This window comes from Candidatus Njordibacter sp. Uisw_056, from assembly GCF_047730085.1.
In the GTDB taxonomy this organism is placed as follows: Bacteria; Pseudomonadota; Gammaproteobacteria; order Pseudomonadales; family Balneatricaceae; genus Njordibacter.
This window is the reverse complement of sequence record NZ_CP159830.1, coordinates 2,962,177-2,979,274: the sequence shown is the minus strand read 5'-3', so window position 1 is coordinate 2,979,274 and position 17,098 is coordinate 2,962,177. Positions and strand designations below refer to the sequence as shown.

17 protein-coding genes are annotated in these 17,098 nt (G+C 43.2%); all 17 read left to right on the top strand.

Features of this window, described 5'->3' with window-relative positions; genetic code table 11:
* The first annotated feature begins 193 nt into the window (after nt 1-193).
* Complete coding sequence (rpmH, locus tag ABXT60_RS14175; protein ID WP_046485281.1) at nt 194-328, top strand: 50S ribosomal protein L34; 135 nt, start codon at nt 194-196, stop codon at nt 326-328.
* A gap of 22 nt (nt 329-350) precedes the next feature.
* Nucleotides 351-728 carry a ribonuclease P protein component gene (gene rnpA, locus ABXT60_RS14170; protein ID WP_443630738.1) on the top strand — a complete coding sequence of 126 codons (378 nt, stop codon included), beginning with the start codon at nt 351-353 and terminating at the stop codon, nt 726-728.
* A gap of 94 nt (nt 729-822) precedes the next feature.
* Entirely contained in the window at nt 823-2,484 is a 1,662-nt protein-coding gene (yidC, locus tag ABXT60_RS14165; RefSeq protein WP_443630737.1) for a membrane protein insertase YidC, read from the top strand.
* Between the two features lie 94 nt (nt 2,485-2,578).
* A complete protein-coding gene (mnmE, locus tag ABXT60_RS14160; RefSeq protein ID WP_443630736.1) occupies nt 2,579-3,937 on the top strand; it encodes a tRNA uridine-5-carboxymethylaminomethyl(34) synthesis GTPase MnmE in 1,359 nt (452 codons plus the stop codon).
* Nucleotides 3,938-3,943: 6 nt separating this feature from the next.
* Nucleotides 3,944-4,651 carry a response regulator gene (locus ABXT60_RS14155; RefSeq protein ID WP_443630735.1) on the top strand — a complete coding sequence of 236 codons (708 nt, stop codon included), beginning with the start codon at nt 3,944-3,946 and terminating at the stop codon, nt 4,649-4,651.
* 1 nt (nt 4,652) lies between these two features.
* Complete coding sequence (locus ABXT60_RS14150) at nt 4,653-6,431, top strand: ATP-binding protein (protein WP_443630734.1); 1,779 nt, start codon at nt 4,653-4,655, stop codon at nt 6,429-6,431.
* A 90-nt stretch (nt 6,432-6,521) separates the two neighbouring features.
* Nucleotides 6,522-7,196 (top strand): TIGR00153 family protein, encoded by a 675-nt coding sequence (locus ABXT60_RS14145; RefSeq protein ID WP_443630733.1) that lies wholly within the window; start codon nt 6,522-6,524, stop codon nt 7,194-7,196.
* 64 nt (nt 7,197-7,260) lie between these two features.
* Nucleotides 7,261-8,535, top strand: coding sequence for an inorganic phosphate transporter (locus ABXT60_RS14140; RefSeq protein WP_443630732.1), 1,275 nt, complete (start codon nt 7,261-7,263; stop codon nt 8,533-8,535).
* A gap of 486 nt (nt 8,536-9,021) precedes the next feature.
* A complete protein-coding gene (locus tag ABXT60_RS14135; protein WP_443630731.1) occupies nt 9,022-9,498 on the top strand; it encodes a Na+/H+ antiporter subunit E in 477 nt (158 codons plus the stop codon).
* Nucleotides 9,492-9,785 carry a monovalent cation/H+ antiporter complex subunit F gene (locus ABXT60_RS14130; RefSeq protein WP_443630730.1) on the top strand — a complete coding sequence of 98 codons (294 nt, stop codon included), beginning with the start codon at nt 9,492-9,494 and terminating at the stop codon, nt 9,783-9,785. The genes ABXT60_RS14135 and ABXT60_RS14130 overlap by 7 nt, the downstream gene beginning before the upstream one ends.
* On the top strand, nt 9,785-10,144 hold the full coding sequence (gene mnhG / locus ABXT60_RS14125; protein WP_443630729.1) for a monovalent cation/H(+) antiporter subunit G: 360 nt from the start codon (nt 9,785-9,787) through the stop codon (nt 10,142-10,144). The genes ABXT60_RS14130 and mnhG overlap by 1 nt, the downstream gene beginning before the upstream one ends.
* A gap of 23 nt (nt 10,145-10,167) precedes the next feature.
* Complete coding sequence (locus ABXT60_RS14120) at nt 10,168-11,142, top strand: Na(+)/H(+) antiporter subunit B (RefSeq protein ID WP_443630728.1); 975 nt, start codon at nt 10,168-10,170, stop codon at nt 11,140-11,142.
* On the top strand, nt 11,139-11,522 hold the full coding sequence (locus ABXT60_RS14115; protein WP_443630727.1) for a cation:proton antiporter subunit C: 384 nt from the start codon (nt 11,139-11,141) through the stop codon (nt 11,520-11,522). The genes ABXT60_RS14120 and ABXT60_RS14115 overlap by 4 nt, the downstream gene beginning before the upstream one ends.
* Complete coding sequence (locus ABXT60_RS14110; protein ID WP_443630726.1) at nt 11,522-13,000, top strand: monovalent cation/H+ antiporter subunit D family protein; 1,479 nt, start codon at nt 11,522-11,524, stop codon at nt 12,998-13,000. The genes ABXT60_RS14115 and ABXT60_RS14110 overlap by 1 nt, the downstream gene beginning before the upstream one ends.
* Nucleotides 12,997-14,505, top strand: a complete 1,509-nt coding sequence (locus ABXT60_RS14105; RefSeq protein ID WP_443630725.1) for a monovalent cation/H+ antiporter subunit D family protein — start codon at nt 12,997-12,999, stop codon at nt 14,503-14,505. Before ABXT60_RS14110 ends, ABXT60_RS14105 begins: the two co-directional genes overlap by 4 nt.
* A gap of 138 nt (nt 14,506-14,643) precedes the next feature.
* The gene (locus tag ABXT60_RS14100) at nt 14,644-14,895 is read left to right on the top strand and encodes a hypothetical protein (protein ID WP_443630724.1); all 252 of its coding nucleotides are present in this window, start codon (nt 14,644-14,646) and stop codon (nt 14,893-14,895) included.
* Nucleotides 14,882-16,573 (top strand): Na(+)/H(+) antiporter subunit D, encoded by a 1,692-nt coding sequence (locus ABXT60_RS14095; protein ID WP_443630723.1) that lies wholly within the window; start codon nt 14,882-14,884, stop codon nt 16,571-16,573. Before ABXT60_RS14100 ends, ABXT60_RS14095 begins: the two co-directional genes overlap by 14 nt.
* The last annotated feature ends 525 nt before the right edge of the window (nt 16,574-17,098 follow it).

The window sequence follows — 17,098 nt, the reverse complement described above, 5'->3', positions numbered from 1 at the left end:
TCCACAGGCAGCGCTCGATAAGGCAATATAAGGGATATGATTTACGTAAAGTGAAAATATTTTGCCTTTTTGTGTGATTTAGTAGCTTAAACCAAGATTCAGGCTTGCTATTAGATTTACCCTCTCATATAATTTCGCCCCTAGATTTTCAAAGCCTGAATTTTGGCCCTTAACTAATTTTGCGAGACCGATCATGAAAAGAACGTTTCAACCTAGCGTCTTAAAGCGCAAGCGCACTCACGGTTTCCGTGCCCGTATGTCAACTCCAGGCGGCCGTGCCGTAATTAATGCCCGTCGGGCAAAAGGCCGCAAGAGCCTAAGCGCTTAAGCGACTTTTGCGCGCTTAGCGTATGACTGATTTCGACTTTTCTCGGCAACGACGCCTGTTAAATGCAAGAGATTTTCGAAGGGTTTTTGACCAAGCTGATTTCAAAGTTTCGGATCAGCACCTACTGGTCTTGGCCCGCCCAAGTTTGCACGACCACTCCCGTCTTGGATTGGTTATTGCGAAGAAGGGTATAAAACTAGCGGTGCATCGCAACCGAATTAAAAGGGTTGTGCGTGACAGCTTTAGAACCCTTTGCACGCAAACGAATGAATTCTCCCTTCCCTTAGACATTGTTATCCTGTCTAGAAAAGGCTTGGGAGAACTCGACAATGACGCAGTCCACCGCCTAATTAGCAAACAATGGGTAAGATTACGTAAAAAAACTGCTCAAACTGGCTAGATTTAGCACACTTCTGGGGCCTGGCCATTGCCAATAGGCGAACAGGCTCTATAATCTAACTCCTTTACAATACAACTAACGACGATTTGTTTCTATGGATTTTCAACGCATTATTCTCATTGCGGGTGTCGCCATCATTTCTTACTTGATGGTCCTGCAGTGGAATCAAGATTACGGTACCGAAGCCCTCGCTCCACAACAAGTCACCAGCGTTTCTGCATACGATACAGAAGCAGTCAGTACTGATTTCGCTGTGGCTGCGCAACCAAACGTTAACGCTGATATTACGGTAACTCAAACTGAAAATGCGAGTGCTGGATCACTTATTGAGGTTAAGACTGACACCCTAGAAGTGATTATTGACACTCAGGGTGGCGACATAATCCAGGCCTCACTGGCTCAGTATCTAGCAGAAATGAATCACTCAGATGTGCTATTTACCCTGTTAGAACAAAACCAACAGCGCACTTATGTGGCTCAAAGTGGGCTAGTTGGCCTTAACGGTACCGACATTAAGTCTCGGCCAATCTTTAAGGCTGCAAAATCAACATACGAATTACTTGACGGCGAGCAGAGTTTAGAGGTTGTATTAAGCATTACGGACGAAAGTGGCGCAGTGATCAACAAGATCTACACCTTTAATCGGGGCAGCCATCTAATCAACTTAACCTACGCTGTTGACAACCGTGGCAACCAGCCTTGGTCTGCTAATTTATTTGGCCAAATTAAACGTGACCGCTCTGCAGACCCTAGTGCGTCTGGGGGTATGGGCATGTCTGCTTACCTCGGCCCCGCTTTTTCTTTTCCAGATGACAAGTACTATCGGTATGACTTTGATGACATGGACGATGCCAATCTAAAGCGCACCGCGCCCGGTGGCTGGGTCGGCATGTTACAACATTACTTTGTAACTGCTTGGGTACCTAACCCAGAGCAGCAACACAACTACAGCACACGGGTTAGCAAAAATAACTATATTGCTGGTTTTGTTAGCCCTGCTTTAGAGTTACAGGCGGGACAGTCTGGTGCCACATCGGCTGACTTTTATGCTGGCCCTAAGATTCAAGCAGACCTTGAAGCAATTTCCGAGAACCTAGACTTGGTGGTTGACTACGGTTGGTTATGGTGGGTTTCACAACCATTATTCTGGTTGTTGAACACCATGTTTGGGTTTGCAGGCAACTGGGGTGTGGCCATCTTATTGGTCACCCTATGTGTTAAAGCATTCTTCTTTTACCCATCGGCTATTTCTTATCGCTCAATGGCTAAGATGAGAGCGCTGGCGCCTGAAATTGCCAAATTAAAAGAAAAGTTTGGCGACGATCGATCTAAAATGTCGCAAGGGATGATGGAATTATACAAACGGGAAAAGGCTAATCCTTTAAGTGGTTGTTTCCCTATTATTATCCAGATGCCTGTATTTATTGGCTTATATTGGATGTTGATGGAGACTGTTGAGCTACGTCATGCACCATTTTTCCTCTGGATCCAAGACCTTTCCGTACAGGACCCTTATTTTGTATTACCACTGCTCATGGGTGCCACCATGTTCATTCAGCAAATGCTTAATCCGACACCTCCGGACCCAATGCAGGCTAAGATAATGAAGATGTTACCTATTGTGTTCACTATCTTTTTCCTTTGGTTTCCTGCGGGTCTTGTTTTGTATTGGGTGTGCAACAACGTCTTGTCTATCACGCAACAATATATAATTACCAAACGAATTGAAAAAGTCATGGCTGAGCGTAAAAATTAACCTAATGCTCTAAACATGTTACAAAGGCCTCCTAGTGAGGCCTTTTTTGTATTGATTAAGCCCCGTTTTTGTTGTCACAGGAGTGCTAACTACCTTGCAATCAGATCTAGATACTATTTGTTCACAGGCCACGCCTCCCGGGCGCGGTGGTGTGGGCATTATTCGCTTATCTGGGCCTAAAGCTTTAGCCTATGGTCAAGCACTAAGCCGTAGCCAAGGCATAGTTCGTCATGCCCATTATGGCGCATTTTTAGATACCCAAGGCGAACAAATTGATGCCGGCATAAGCATTTATTTTAAAGCACCAGACTCCTTTACCGGTGAGGACGTATTTGAATTTCAAGGCCATGGTGGACAAGTGGTTATGGATTTACTACAGCGTGAGCTCACACAATTAGGCGCTCGTTTAGCCAGGCCTGGAGAGTTTTCTGAACGTGCCTTTCTAAATGATAAAATGGACCTTGCCCAAGCAGAATCAATTGCAGATTTAATAGATGCTAGCTCAGAACAAGCGGCAAGAAACGCATTGCGATCATTAAAAGGGGTGTTCTCAGCCCATATTAATACCTTGGTTGAAAGCCTTATATATTTGCGCCTCTATGTGGAAGCGGCAATCGACTTCCCAGAAGAAGAAATTGATTTTTTAGCTGACGGTAAAGTAGCTTCTCTTTTACACAACGCTCAGTCAGACCTAGATCACTTACTGCAACAGGCCCACCAGGGCAGCCTAATGCAAGAAGGCATGCAAGTTGTCATTGCTGGCGCACCCAACGCTGGCAAATCTAGCTTACTTAACGCCCTAGCAGGACAAGAGCGCGCTATCGTTACAGACATTGCAGGGACAACACGCGATATTTTAAAGGAATCTATCAACATTGATGGCTTGCCTCTACATATTTTGGATACTGCTGGCTTACGTGAGAGCCCAGACAAGGTAGAGAAAATTGGTATTGCGCGTGCGATTGACGCTATTGGCCAAGCTGATCAAATTTTATTGTTGCAAGATGCCCAGGATAACACCTCGCCACAAGACCACTGGCAAGGGTTAATGGGCCAACAGCCTATGCCTAACCAACTTACCTTAGTTCGCAATAAAATAGACCTCTCAAACAGCTTGCCTAACCTAACACAAGTTGATGGTGTAGACTGTATCTATCTAAGTGCGAAGCATGGTCAGGGGTTAGATCTATTGCGCAGCCAGCTAAAACAAGCCGTTGGTTATCAAGCAACATTAGAGGGTGGCTTTAGTGCACGCAGACGACACCTTGACGCCCTCAAGAGATGTAAATTACTACTGCACGATGGTGCTAATCAGCTGGCTTACAGCCAGGCTGGGGAGCTCTTAGCTGAAGACTTACGTTTAGCTCAAGAGTGTTTGAACGAAATTACCGGCAGCTTTACTAGTGATGACTTATTAGGCCGTATTTTTGGATCATTTTGTATTGGGAAATAACTATTTATGTCCAGCGCACACCACATTTTATGTATTGAAGATGAAGTTGATATCCAAGAGATTATAGCCTACAACCTTAAAAAGGCTGGCTACCTGGTTACCCTCGCCAGTGATGGTGTTGAAGGCTTGAAGCTAGCGCAAACACAAACCCCTGATTTAATATTACTTGATATTATGCTGCCAAACCTGAATGGTATGCAGGTGTGTGAACGACTTAAAGCAGACGCTAAAACCCAAGCAATACCCATCATCATGCTTTCCGCGCGAAGTGAAGAAGCTGATGTTATTGGTGGCCTTAGCCAGGGTGCAGATGATTATATGACCAAGCCTTTTAGTCAGGCTGAACTGTTGGCTCGAATTAAAGTAGCTTTACGTAGGCGACCCACCACACACATACTTACTATGGGGTCTTTGTCACTAGATCTTGATACCTATAACTGCAGTTTGAATGGCCAACCATTAAAACTGACCACCACCGAGTTTAAACTTTTACATACCTTAATGGCACAACCTGGTCGTGCCTTTTCAAGGGAGCAGCTCATACTTTCTGCCTTGGGGGAAGAGTCTGAGGTGGTCGATCGTAATGTTGATGTTCATATCCGTGGTGTCCGAAAACAGTTAGGTAAGGCGGCATCAGCAATAGAGACCATAAGGGGTGTGGGCTATCGTTGCGATCCTAACTATACTGAAACCCTAGAAAGCGAATTACATTAGCATGCGCCACTCACCAATATTCTTGCGACTTTACGCAGGTTTTGCTGTCGTCATATTGTTTAGTATTTTGATTGTTGGCCTAATGGTTCAGCGGCAAATAGAGCAAGCCAGTTTGCGAGATATCAGTAATAACCTTTCGAGTCAGGCCTTTATATTACAACAGTCGTTTGCTAATACTGGTCAACAAACCCAAAGCCAAATACAACAAACATTGAAGCAAATTGGCCAACGTACTGATACTCGAGTTACGCTACTAACAAAAGACGGGGTGGTTATTGCAGATTCTGAATTCAATGCTTCAGAAATGGATAATCACCGCTATCGACCAGAAATCATTGCCGCTAATACAGCTGACATAGGGCAATCACGACGCTATAGTAAAACCTTACAAAAACCAATGTTGTATGTTGCTGTTTCAGCCATGGCCAGCAGTGGTAATCTGGGTTACATCCGCACAGCATTGCCTACACAACGTATTGATGAAGAGATCAATTATTTGCGCCGAGTTATTATCATCGCTGCCAGCCTTACAGCATTGATTGCTTTATTTATTGGGTATTGGTTGGCAATGAGTTTTGCTCGGCCCCTTAGGCAAATGACACTCATTGCTAAAAACTATGCTCACGGCCGCTATCAGTTACGGATTCCAAGCCAGAGGCGTGACGAAATAGGCGATTTGGCTCGCTCACTTAATCAAATGGCTGATATTTCATCCCAGCGCTTCGATATCATAAAAACAGAACGGGACCAGCTCTCCACTATCCTTAAAAGTATGAACGAAGGCGTTATCACTGTGACCAGTGAAGGCCTTATTACTCACGTTAATGCTGCTGCTTGTCGTATGCTGCGCACCAGTGGTGAACGTTGCTTAGGCCAAGCGTTAAAAGACATAGATGGGTCGGACAACCTTGACCAAGCGTTTAGACAATGCCAACAACAACAAACCAGCGTAGAGCAAACCATCCAGCTTGATGGCTATACATTTTCACGTCACTACCGATTACATGTCACTTTGTTAAAACAATCCCACCGGGCTGACGCAATTTTAGTACTACAAGACATTACTGCCGTTCAGCGTATTGACAAAATGCGCGCAGACTTTGTTGCTAACGCTTCCCACGAACTGAAAACACCTATTACCGCTATTCGTGGTTTTGCAGAAACCTTAATAGAAGATGACACAATAGATCACGCTATCCAGCAGCGGTTTATGCGCAAGATTCATGGCCAATCTATCCGTTTATCTGCCTTAGTGTCAGATTTATTAGCTTTGTCTCGGCTAGAAAGCAACGATGAAGCCTATAACACTCAAGTAGACTTACAACGAGTAGTACAAAGGGTGTGTGCTAACTTACAGGCAGTAGCTCAGACCCAACAAGTCACTTTGGAGCTGCAAACAAAAGATGGCCCGGTGACGTTATTGGGTGATGACAATGCTTTAGGGCAAATGGCCACCAACCTTATTGATAACGCCATTAAATACACCGCAGCAAAGGGAACAGTTACTGTGGCCCTTACAGTTACTGAAGGGTTAGCAGTACTGGCAGTGAAAGACAACGGCTTGGGTATTAATGAGTCTGATCAAGAACGTATCTTTGAGCGTTTTTATCGAGTTGATAAAGCCCGCTCACAATCTCTTGGTGGAACTGGCCTTGGCCTTGCCATTGTTAAACATATAGTGCAAAGCCATAAAGGGCGATTGCAACTAAAAAGTAAGTTAAATCAGGGGTCTACTTTCACAATCACGATTCCCTTGTCGACTCACACTAGTAAATTATAAATAAACTGATAATCTTTATATTGCCTTAACAAAGGGTGCCTATAATGCGCGCTAACTAAGGCACTATTATTACCCATAGAGGAGGTTAACATGGCAAATCCCATACTTAGCTTATTTGGCCATTCACCTATTAAACCGTTACAAAATCATATGCACACGTCGCTGCAGTGTGTAGAGCTATTAATCCCTTTCTTTCAAGCTGTAATTAAAGAGGACTGGGGAACTGTAGAAGCTACTTATAATTCAATTGCTAAGTTGGAAGGGGACGCTGATAACCAAAAACAAGACATCCGGCTGCACCTGCCAAAAAGCTTATTCATGCCAATCAACCGTTCCGATCTAATTCAATTATTAAGCAAGCAAGATAAAATTTGCAACACTGCAAAAGATATTGCCGGCATCATGTTAGGCCGGAAGCAAGTGGTGCCTAAAAAGATTGCTACAGATATGACTGCATACGTAAAATCTGCCGTAGCAGTGGCTGTAGAGGCCAAGGTAGTGATTGATGAGCTTGATGAGCTCATTGGATCAGGGTTTGGTGGCCGTGAAATTGATCGTATTAACCGCTGCATTACCAAACTGGAAAAAGCAGAAGACAAGAATGATAAGCGTCAAATTACCTTACGCGCAAAATTACATGAAATTGAAGCAGACTTACCCCCTGTAGATGCCATGTTTATGTATAAAACAATCGAAACCATTGGCAATTTAGCCGATCGTGCACAAAGTGCTGGCGAGCAGATTCAGGTCATCATCGCTCGTTAAGCACAGGCATATGTACGACAACAAATATCGATAACTTACACCTACATAGCTTCGAGAAAATATTATGGAAGTTTTAAACGAATATGGTCAAATCTTACTTATTCTAGCCATCATCTTTGGTGTGTTTATGGCTTGGGGTGTAGGCGCAAATGATGTCGCTAATGCCATGGGAACTTCAGTGGGTTCTGGCGCTATTACGTTAAAGCAGGCCATCATCATCGCCATGATTTTTGAATTTGCTGGCGCTTACTTAGCAGGTGGCGAAGTTACAGCCACCATTCGTAAGGGAATTATTGACCCACTAACCTTACAGGGCACACCTGAGTATCTAGTTTACGGTATGCTATCAGCGCTACTTGCAGCCGGGACCTGGCTATTGATTGCTTCCATTCTTGGTTGGCCCGTATCTACCACTCATTCCATTGTTGGCGCCATTGTTGGCTTTGCTGCGGTTGCTATTTCTGTAGATGCCGTGAATTGGAGCAAAGTAGGTACTATCGCTGCCAGTTGGATCGTTTCACCCGTACTAGCGGGTACAATTTCCTATATGTTATTTAAAAGTGTTCAGCGGCTTATTTTAGACACTGAAGCACCGTTTGAAAATGCAAAACGCTACGTGCCCGTGTACATGTTTATGGTGGGCTTTATGATCACCATGGTCACTTTAATCAAAGGTTTAAAGCACGTACTAAAAGATATTGGCTTTACCCTAAACTACTTCGAAATGTCTTTAGTAGCAGCCGCAGCAGGTATTTTAGTTTCTATAGTGGGTGGCATAATGTTAACCCGTGTTAAGCGTATCGAGGCCATTGAAGCAGAAGATCGCTTTGCTAACGTAGAAAAGGTCTTTGCTGTACTAATGGTATTTACAGCCTGCGCTATGGCTTTTGCCCACGGTTCTAATGATGTAGCCAATGCTGTTGGTCCGATGGCTGCGGCCATCGCCACTATTAAATCTGGTGCCGTAACAGCCAAATCCAGTATGCCTGCTTGGATATTGTTAGTGGGTGGAGTGGGTATTGTTATTGGTCTGGTTACATATGGCTATAAGGTTATGGCCACCATCGGCACAAAGATTACAGAGCTAACCCCTAGTCGAGGCTTTGCAGCCACCTTAGGTGCCTCTGCAACTGTTGTACTTGCCTCGGGTATAGGCTTACCTATATCAACTACACACACTTTAGTGGGCGCGGTATTGGGGGTGGGTTTAGCCCGAGGGCTAGCTGCGATTAACTTGCGTATTGTTGCAACTATCTTTACCTCTTGGGTGATCACACTTCCAGCTGGTGCAATCTTGGCTATTATATTTTTCTACATTTTTAAAGCGATTTTTTCTTAAATCCAAGGTAGCACCCCTTGTAAAAAGGCCTAAGATCACCCTTGAATTTTGGGCCTTTTTTATTCATAACTTTTGCTTTTTATAGTCATAGCAGCGTTCTTTGGCAGATGCATATAAACTACCAAAACCTAGCCCTATTAGCCTGTCGCTAAGGTGGACCTGTTTAAGTAGTTTACTCGCCTGCAGCTCTTGATCTGGCGCACCTATCATTTAGTTCTATTACAACCGCTGACTTATCAGATTATATCGAATATAATAAAGCCATTAGTTGTGCATTAGTCACCTTACCTTAAAATTGCTTTTGTTTTAATCCATGTAATTATAGAAAGAAAAGGTCATTCTCGTCGCTGGCTCAATATTAAAGTTTTGCAGCAAACATGGCGTGAGCCCTTCACCATTAAATATCAACCTTTCAATTAATCATCCAATAGAGATAAATGCTGTTCAATGGCTGGTAACATTGGGCGACAGTACGAGTAAAAAACTATGCGTCATAAAATAAGCCTTTCAATTATTCTATTACTATTTTGGTTGCTTAACTCTGGCCACTATAATTATTTAATTCTTGCCCTGGGTGCAGCCTCTATTGCCATCGTTGTGTTAATTGCTCATCGTATGGATGTTGTGGACCATGAGTCGCAAACAATTCACCTGTCACTAGAGTACCCGCGTTTTGGTTTGTGGCTTATCAAAGAAATCGTGGTCGCCAATTTAACAGTGGTTAAACACATATGGCTTGGTAACAAAACAATTACACCCACAGTAAAAGTAATTAAAGCAAGCCAGACCACTGATGTGGGAAAGGTGATCTACGCAAATTCAATTACACTAACACCTGGCACTGTGGCGCTAGGTTTAGTAAATGATGAAATAATGGTGCATGCATTAATTCAAGAAAATATTGAGTCACTCGAGTCTGGAGATATGGATAGCCGGGTTAGTAAACTGGAGCAATCATGGTAATCGCAGCAACTTTGGCAATTCTTGTTGCCATGATACTGGCCGTTATTAGGGCTGCAGCCGGCCCTAGCCTGTACGACAGAATTCTAGCCGTCAATATGTTTGGCACTAAGACGGTGCTACTTATTTCTCTTTTGGGTTTTGTGATGGGCCGCCCTGAGTTTTTAGATATCGCTATGGTCTATGCGCTGATTAACTTTATCAGTGTTATCGGGGTGCTGCGCCTATCTGACGCTTTTAACTCTAAACATAATGGCCAAGTGGCTGATCTAGTAAAGAGAGTACCGTAATGGAAGGTGTCCTTAGTTTACTGAGTGCTTTTTTTCTCTTAATTGGTAGTTTTTTGTGCCTCTCAGGCGGTGTAGGTATATTGCGATTTCCAGACTTCTATACCCGTATGCATGCAGCAGGAGTAACAGATACTTTAGCTGCCACCATGATACTTATTGGTTTAATGCTACAAAATCCTGAAATGCTGGTGATTATAAAACTCATACTTATTCTTTTAATGACGCTGTTTATTAGCCCCGCAGCCAGTCATGCCCTAGGTCAGGCTGCAGCTTTAAACAATTTACCTCCGCTGGTAGATTTGCATATAAAGGACTTGGAGAGCGCTTCAGCCTCAGGAGATAAAACATCGAAATCTTAGTCGATATTGTCTTACTGACACTTTTGGTTGGTATTGCCCTTGCGGTCAATCAAATTAAAGATATGTTTGCCGTTGTCATGCTGGCAGGTATTTATGGCCTTGTGTCTGCCAGCTTCTTCGTTGCTATGGACGCTGTAGATGTTGCTTTTACAGAGGCCTCTGTTGGTGCCGGCATTTCCACACTCTTAATGCTAACAACTGTAGCCATGACTGGGCGAACGGAACATGAAGCAAGCCACAAGCCTCTTTTAGCGTTGATTTTAGTGGCTATAACTGGTGGTTTGCTAATTTATGGAACCTTCGACATGCCCTATTTTGGTTCTGCAGATGCTGCCGTTCACAACCATGTCGCTCCTCGTTATATTTATGATTCGATGAAGGAGATTGGTGTCCCCAATATGGTCACTTCTGTACTGGCAAGCTATAGAGGGTTTGACACCTTTGGCGAAGTTACGGTGATATTTACGGCTGGAATTGGTGTTTTGGCATTGTTATCGGTTGCCCAGCGCCCTAAAGATGATGCCGCAATTGAAGCAATTAATGACTCAATGCATGAGAAGCATTTGATCTTGCGCGTTGCTATAAAAACGATGATTCCATTTATTCTACTTTATGCTTTTTATGTGCAGTTCCACGGTGATTACGGTCCTGGTGGGGGGTTTCAAGCTGGCGTTATATTTGCTGCAGCGATCATTATGTATGCAATGTTATTTGGCCTAAGTGCAGCACGAAGAGTGATCACACAGCCTTTTGTGCAATTATTATCAGCCCTTGGCGTACTCCTTTATGGAAGCGTAGGCGTGGTGTCAATGATAAATGGTGGCAGCTTTCTGGATTATAGTGTGTTGGCTGCCGACCCTATTGCTGGGCAACATTTGGGCATTCTGATAATTGAGCTGGGTGTCGGTTTAACGGTTGCGTCCGTCATGATCATCATATTTTTTAGTTTTTCTGCGCGCAGAGAATATCAACAGGCTAATAAAGGTGCGTCTTTATGACAATGATACTAGGCCTTTATAATTACTGGGTAGTGATCGTTTTAATGATGATTGGTTTTTATATCATCATAGCTCATGGCCACCTTATCAAAAAAATTATTGGCCTAAATATTTTTCAAACCTCTGTTTTTATTTTTTATATTAGCGTTGGAAAGGTTGAGGGAGCGACTGCACCAATATGGCAAGAAGGCATCATACTTTACTCTAATCCACTTCCTCATGTTCTAATCTTGACCGCCATTGTAGTGGGTATAGCAACGACTGCTTTGGGGCTTGCGCTGATCATAAGGATTAAAGAAGCCTATGGTGTTATTGACGAGGATGAAATTCAAGCCATGGATAACCAGGCTATGGTCAATCAAGACAAGGAACATCAGTAGTGTTAGTGCACCTCCCCATATTGCAAGTTATAGTGCCGCTAATAGCAGCCCCGGCCTGTTTGATCCTCAGAAGGCCAAAACTAGTTTGGTTATTTGCACTCTTCGCTAGTTCGTTAGCGTTTATCATTAGCATTCTTTTGCTTCAGCAAGTGATGACAGCTGGCACCATTAGTTATGAATTAGGCGGATGGAGCCCACCATGGGGGATTGAATACCGTATTGATAAGCTGAACGCGTTTATTGCCCTAATCATATCTGGCATCAGTACTGTGGTATTACTGGCAGCGCAAACCAGCATAGAAAAAGAAATACCTAAAGATAAACAGCCTCTTTTTTATATTCTATACTTACTGTCACTATCTGGGATGTTGGGTATCGTAACCACTGGTGATGCGTTCAATGTTTTTGTTTTCCTAGAAATATCCTCACTGTCAGCCTACTCGTTAATTGCGCTTGGTAAAGACCGGCGTGCGCTTTGGGCATCCTTTCAGTACCTCATCATGGGAACCATAGGTGCTACTTTTATCCTTATTGGTATAGGCCTCATGTACCAGATGACGGGGACACTCAACATGGCCGACCTTGCAGTGCGTTTACCTGAAGTGGCAGAAACCCGCACCATTACTACTGCTTATGTATTTTTTATTGTAGGTGTGTGCTTAAAACTCGCATTATTTCCCCTGCATTTTTGGCTGCCAAATGCCTATGCTTATGCACCCTCAATTGTAACTGCTTTTTTTGCCGCTACCTCCACCAAGGTGGCTGCTTACCTACTGATTCGTTTCACTTTTTCAATCTTCGGTATTTCGTTTTCGTTTACTACCCTACCGATTGAAACAATGTTTTTGGTGATGGGTTTGTTAGGCATATTCATTGCGTCTACAGTGGCTATTTATCAAGATAATATAAAGCATGTATTTGCATACTCTAGTGTGGCTCAAGTGGGTTATATGATTGTCGGATTCAGTCTTTCTACACCTGCTGGATTAACTGCAATGCTGCTGCACATGTTTAATCATGCATTGATGAAAGGTGCGCTATTCATGGCCTTAGTTGCCATCATGTACCGTGTTGGTAGTAGCAAAATTAATGACTTGCAAGGTTTAGGTCGGCAAATGCCTTTAACGGTGGCTGCCATTGTAGTGGGTGGTTTAAGCCTTATTGGGGTGCCGCTAACGGTTGGCTTTGTAAGTAAGTGGTATTTAGTTGTGGCCGCTATCGAAAAAGGTTGGTGGTGGTTAGCCGGACTAGTTTTACTGGGTTCTTTATTGGCTGTTATCTATGTATGGCGTATTGTTGAGACCGCTTATTTTAAGGCCCCCATTTTGGGTCAGCAGCCAGTTAAAGAAGCACCAATGGCTATTCTTGTTCCGGTTTGGCTTCTGGTGAGTGCTAACGTGTACTTTGGTATTGATACACGCTTCAGTGTGGAAATTGCTGCCAGCGCAGCCAAAAGCTTATTCGGAGTTGCGCAATGATTTTCTCATTAGAAACCTTGCTGCAGCTGTGTATTCTTTTACCCATCTTTGCCACGCTTTTCATCGTCGCCTTTAGGCGCCATCCAAATTTACGGGAAGCTGTTAGCCTTGCTACCAGCCTATGCGTCTTTTATGCAGTGGTTACTATTTATCTAGGTTTAGATGCTGGTGAAACTATCGCTGTCCATTGGCTGCAGGTTTTACCTGGATTAAGTTTGAGTTTCTCTGTGGAACCATTAGGGATGATCTTTGCGTTAATCGCTAGCTTCCTCTGGTTTGTGACTATTATCTATTCCATTGGTTATATGCGTGGCCATAATGAAGACCATCAAACACGGTTTTTTTGTTGCTTTGCCATTGCCATAGGCAGTGTCATGGGGGTTGCCTTTGCAGATAACTTGTTTACCCTGTTTATCTTTTATGAAGTACTCACGCTCTCTACCTACCCCCTTGTCACTCATGCTGGAACAGACGCTGCAAAAAAAGGTGGGCGGGTCTACCTTGGCATTCTACTCAGTACATCGGTCGCATTTTTTCTATTTGCAATACTTGGCACTTGGGTAATCGCTGGTACGCTAGATTTCACTCAAGGTGGCGTATTTCCAGTAGATGCAAACACTACTTTGCTAGGTATAATTTTAGTATTATTTATTTTTGGCATTGGTAAGGCGGCCATTATGCCCTTCCATCGGTGGCTACCTGCAGCAATGGTCGCACCAACGCCAGTTAGTGCTTTACTGCATGCAGTGGCTGTAGTTAAGGCTGGTGTTTTCACCGTAATGAAAGTTGGCATGTTTATTTTTGGCCTCGATTTATTAATTGTTTTACCAACTACACAGTTTTTGCTATACCTAGCTGGCGCTTCAGTATTGCTTGCCTCTTTCGTTGCTATGCGACAAGACAATTTAAAAGCAAGGCTTGCTTACTCAACAGTTAGCCAGCTGGGCTATATTACTATTGGTGTGCTCTTGGCAACATCATCAGGCGTTATCGCAAGTTCAATGAATATAGCAATGCATGCTTTTGGAAAAATTACTTTATTCTTCTGTGCTGGTGCAATTTTGGTTGCCGCACATAAAAGTAACATCAGTGAAATGCGAGGTCTGGGTAGGCAAATGCCTTTTACTATGGTGGCGTTCTTTATTGGTAGTCTTAGCATTATTGGGTTGCCTCCCACAGGTGGAACATGGAGCAAGTGGTACTTGTTGATGGCTACATTAGAAACTGACCAATTAATTATTATGGTCATCTTAATGCTCAGTTCACTGCTCAATATTGCCTATTTGATGCCAATACCTTTTCACGCTTTTTTCTCCATTAGTCCAGCTAAAAATGAGCACGGAGTGGCTACTGCCAAAGTTCAAATAAAAGAAGCCCCTACTGCTTCATTGATCGCAATAGGCATTGCAGCTTTGGGTTGTTTGGTCTTGTTTATCTACCCCAACCCTCTTTACGAATTGGCTTCTGCTATTTTAGAACCTCAGCAATCGACTCATGGAAACTAATGAAATGACTCAGTGTCTAGACACTCAGAACTATAAAAAATCGCCGTCAATAGTTTTGTCGCCTGCATTTGATTGTTGCCGTTTGTTAAAAACAATTGTGTACTGCCTTCTGTTAAAAACACAGATTGGAGAGAAAGTATGAATGACCAAGAGAAACATTGGCTAGTTAGAGAAAAGACCATACGCTTACTTTGGCGAGGCGGTATTGCCATGTTATTTTTGCTCGTCATGGCTGATTTTTTTATTCACGCTCACCCTTACTTCCAAATAGACGGTACGTTTGGCTTCTTTTCCTGGTTTGCGCTTGTGACCTGTATCAGCATGGTACTTTTTGCTAAGGCACTTGGTCTACTTTTAAAGCGAAAGGACACCTATTATGACAATGAGTGACTTGCCGCCAGGCTTGGTGCTAATTATTGGTGCGTTCATACTGCCGATTGTAGGTCAAAGACTGAGACCTATACTTACATTAGGCTTGCCACTGTTAACACTTTACTTGGTATGGAGCTTGCCAAACGGCACTTTCTCTACTGTCCCTATGTTAGATTACAATCTTGCCTTTATTCAAAGTGATTCACTAAGCCGTCTCTTCGCCACTGTTTTTTCTATAATGACATTTGGTGGAAGCCTGTTTGCCCTTAAGCAAAAGCGAGTATTGGAATTAGCTTCAGTATTTGTCTATGCTGGCAGTGCCATTGGCGTCGTCTTTGCTGGAGACCTAATAAGCCTGTTTATTTTTTGGGAAATAATGGCTGTTGCATCAACATTAGTTGTTCTTTCGGCTGGTGGAAAACGTTCGTATCAGATTTCGATGCGATATTTCCTCATCCACGTTTTCGGCGGAACACTATTATTGATAGGAATATTGTCACATATTGTAGACACGGGCTCAACTGCATTTACCGCAATGGCACCGAATACATTCGGTACCATTTTTATTCTCATGGGCTTCCTTATTAACGCTGCTGCACCCCCTTTATCGGCATGGCTATCTGATGCCTACCCGGAAGCTTCTTTTAGTGGCGCAGTATTTCTTTCAGCTTTTACCACTAAAGCAGCTGTATATGTTTTGCTACGCGGTTTCCCCGGGTCTGAAGTTCTCATTTTTATCGGCGTATTCATGATATTTTATGGCATTATATATGCCCTGCTAGAAAATGACATGCGCAGAATTCTCGCTTACAGCATCGTCAATCAAGTGGGCTTTATGGTGACTGGTGTGGGCATTGGTACGGAAATGGCGTTGAACGGTGTTGCCGCGCACGCGTTCACACACATCATCTACAAGGGATTGTTGCTAATGTCGGCTGGATCCGTTCTTTACATGACTGGCAGGCGCAAGTGCACTGATTTAGGAGGACTATTTCAGAGTATGCCGCTCACAGCCATTTGCAGTATCATTGGTGCACTGTCGATTTCCTCATTTCCACTGACCTCAGGGTTCATCAGTAAGTCTATGATCAGTCAAGCGGCTGCAGATGAAAGTCTAACGTTAGTCTGGTTTATGCTAATGGCTGCATCAGCTGGGGTCTTCCTTCATGCTGGAATTAAATTTCCCTGGTTTGTATTTTTTCAAAAAGATTCAGGTTTGCGCCCCTCGGATCCTCCTTGGAGTATGAGATTAGCAATGATTCTGTTTGCAAGTATTTGTATCGGTCTGGGAGTCTGGCCCGAATATTTATATGCAATGTTACCTTATGAGGTTACTTATGTGCCCTATACTGTGACTCACGTTGTGCAAATGTTGCAGCTGTTGCTATTCTCAGGCTTTGCTTTTTTTATCATGCTTCCTTTGATGAAACGAACGCTCACTATTACCTTAGATTTCGACTGGACCTATCGCCGTTTTTTCGCATTACTATTACGCCGAATGTTTACTATAATTTGGAAAATAGATGGCGCCTTACGCCAAGCCTTTCTGTCCAAGCTCGATTCTGGATTAAGTTACCTCGCTCGACGAAATGTGGGCGCCAGTAGCTTACTTTCTCGTGATCATCCTGCGGGCAGTATGGTGATATGGGTAACGGTTCTGTTGGCTATATATTTGCTGATGAGCTTTATAGGTTAATCCCTCTTAATTTCGAAAGCATAACAACTGACCTATCGTTCACCTTTAAACAAAGAGACGAGCACGTGAAAAGTGCCGTCTCTTACTTGTTTCCATAAAAGTAAAGGTAATACAGCCTAACTGAATTTTATCCCAGTGTAGGCGACATAACGTTGCTATTTAATCTAATTAGTTATTCTATTGTATTGTTAAGATACGTCCATATAAATAATGCTCAAAGCATTAATCAAGTTTATGTCCTAGCCAAAATCACATCTAACAGGGTTACTAAGGGCCAGCCTTATCTGAACTAGAATAAGGCCTAATATCTTTGTAAGCTCAATTTAACTGGCTTCCTAGCCCCGTTTACGGCTGCCCATCAACCCCACTTGAGAACCACAGCGGCTGAGCCACCCTCATTTTGTTGTTGATTACTGGACAGTAGTCTATGTTCAATTAATTGTACAACTCCATGCAGACCCCTGAAAGCACACTAAAACTAGTTTTTTGAATAACATTTTTTTGCCAAGCTTAAGAAATGCTTTT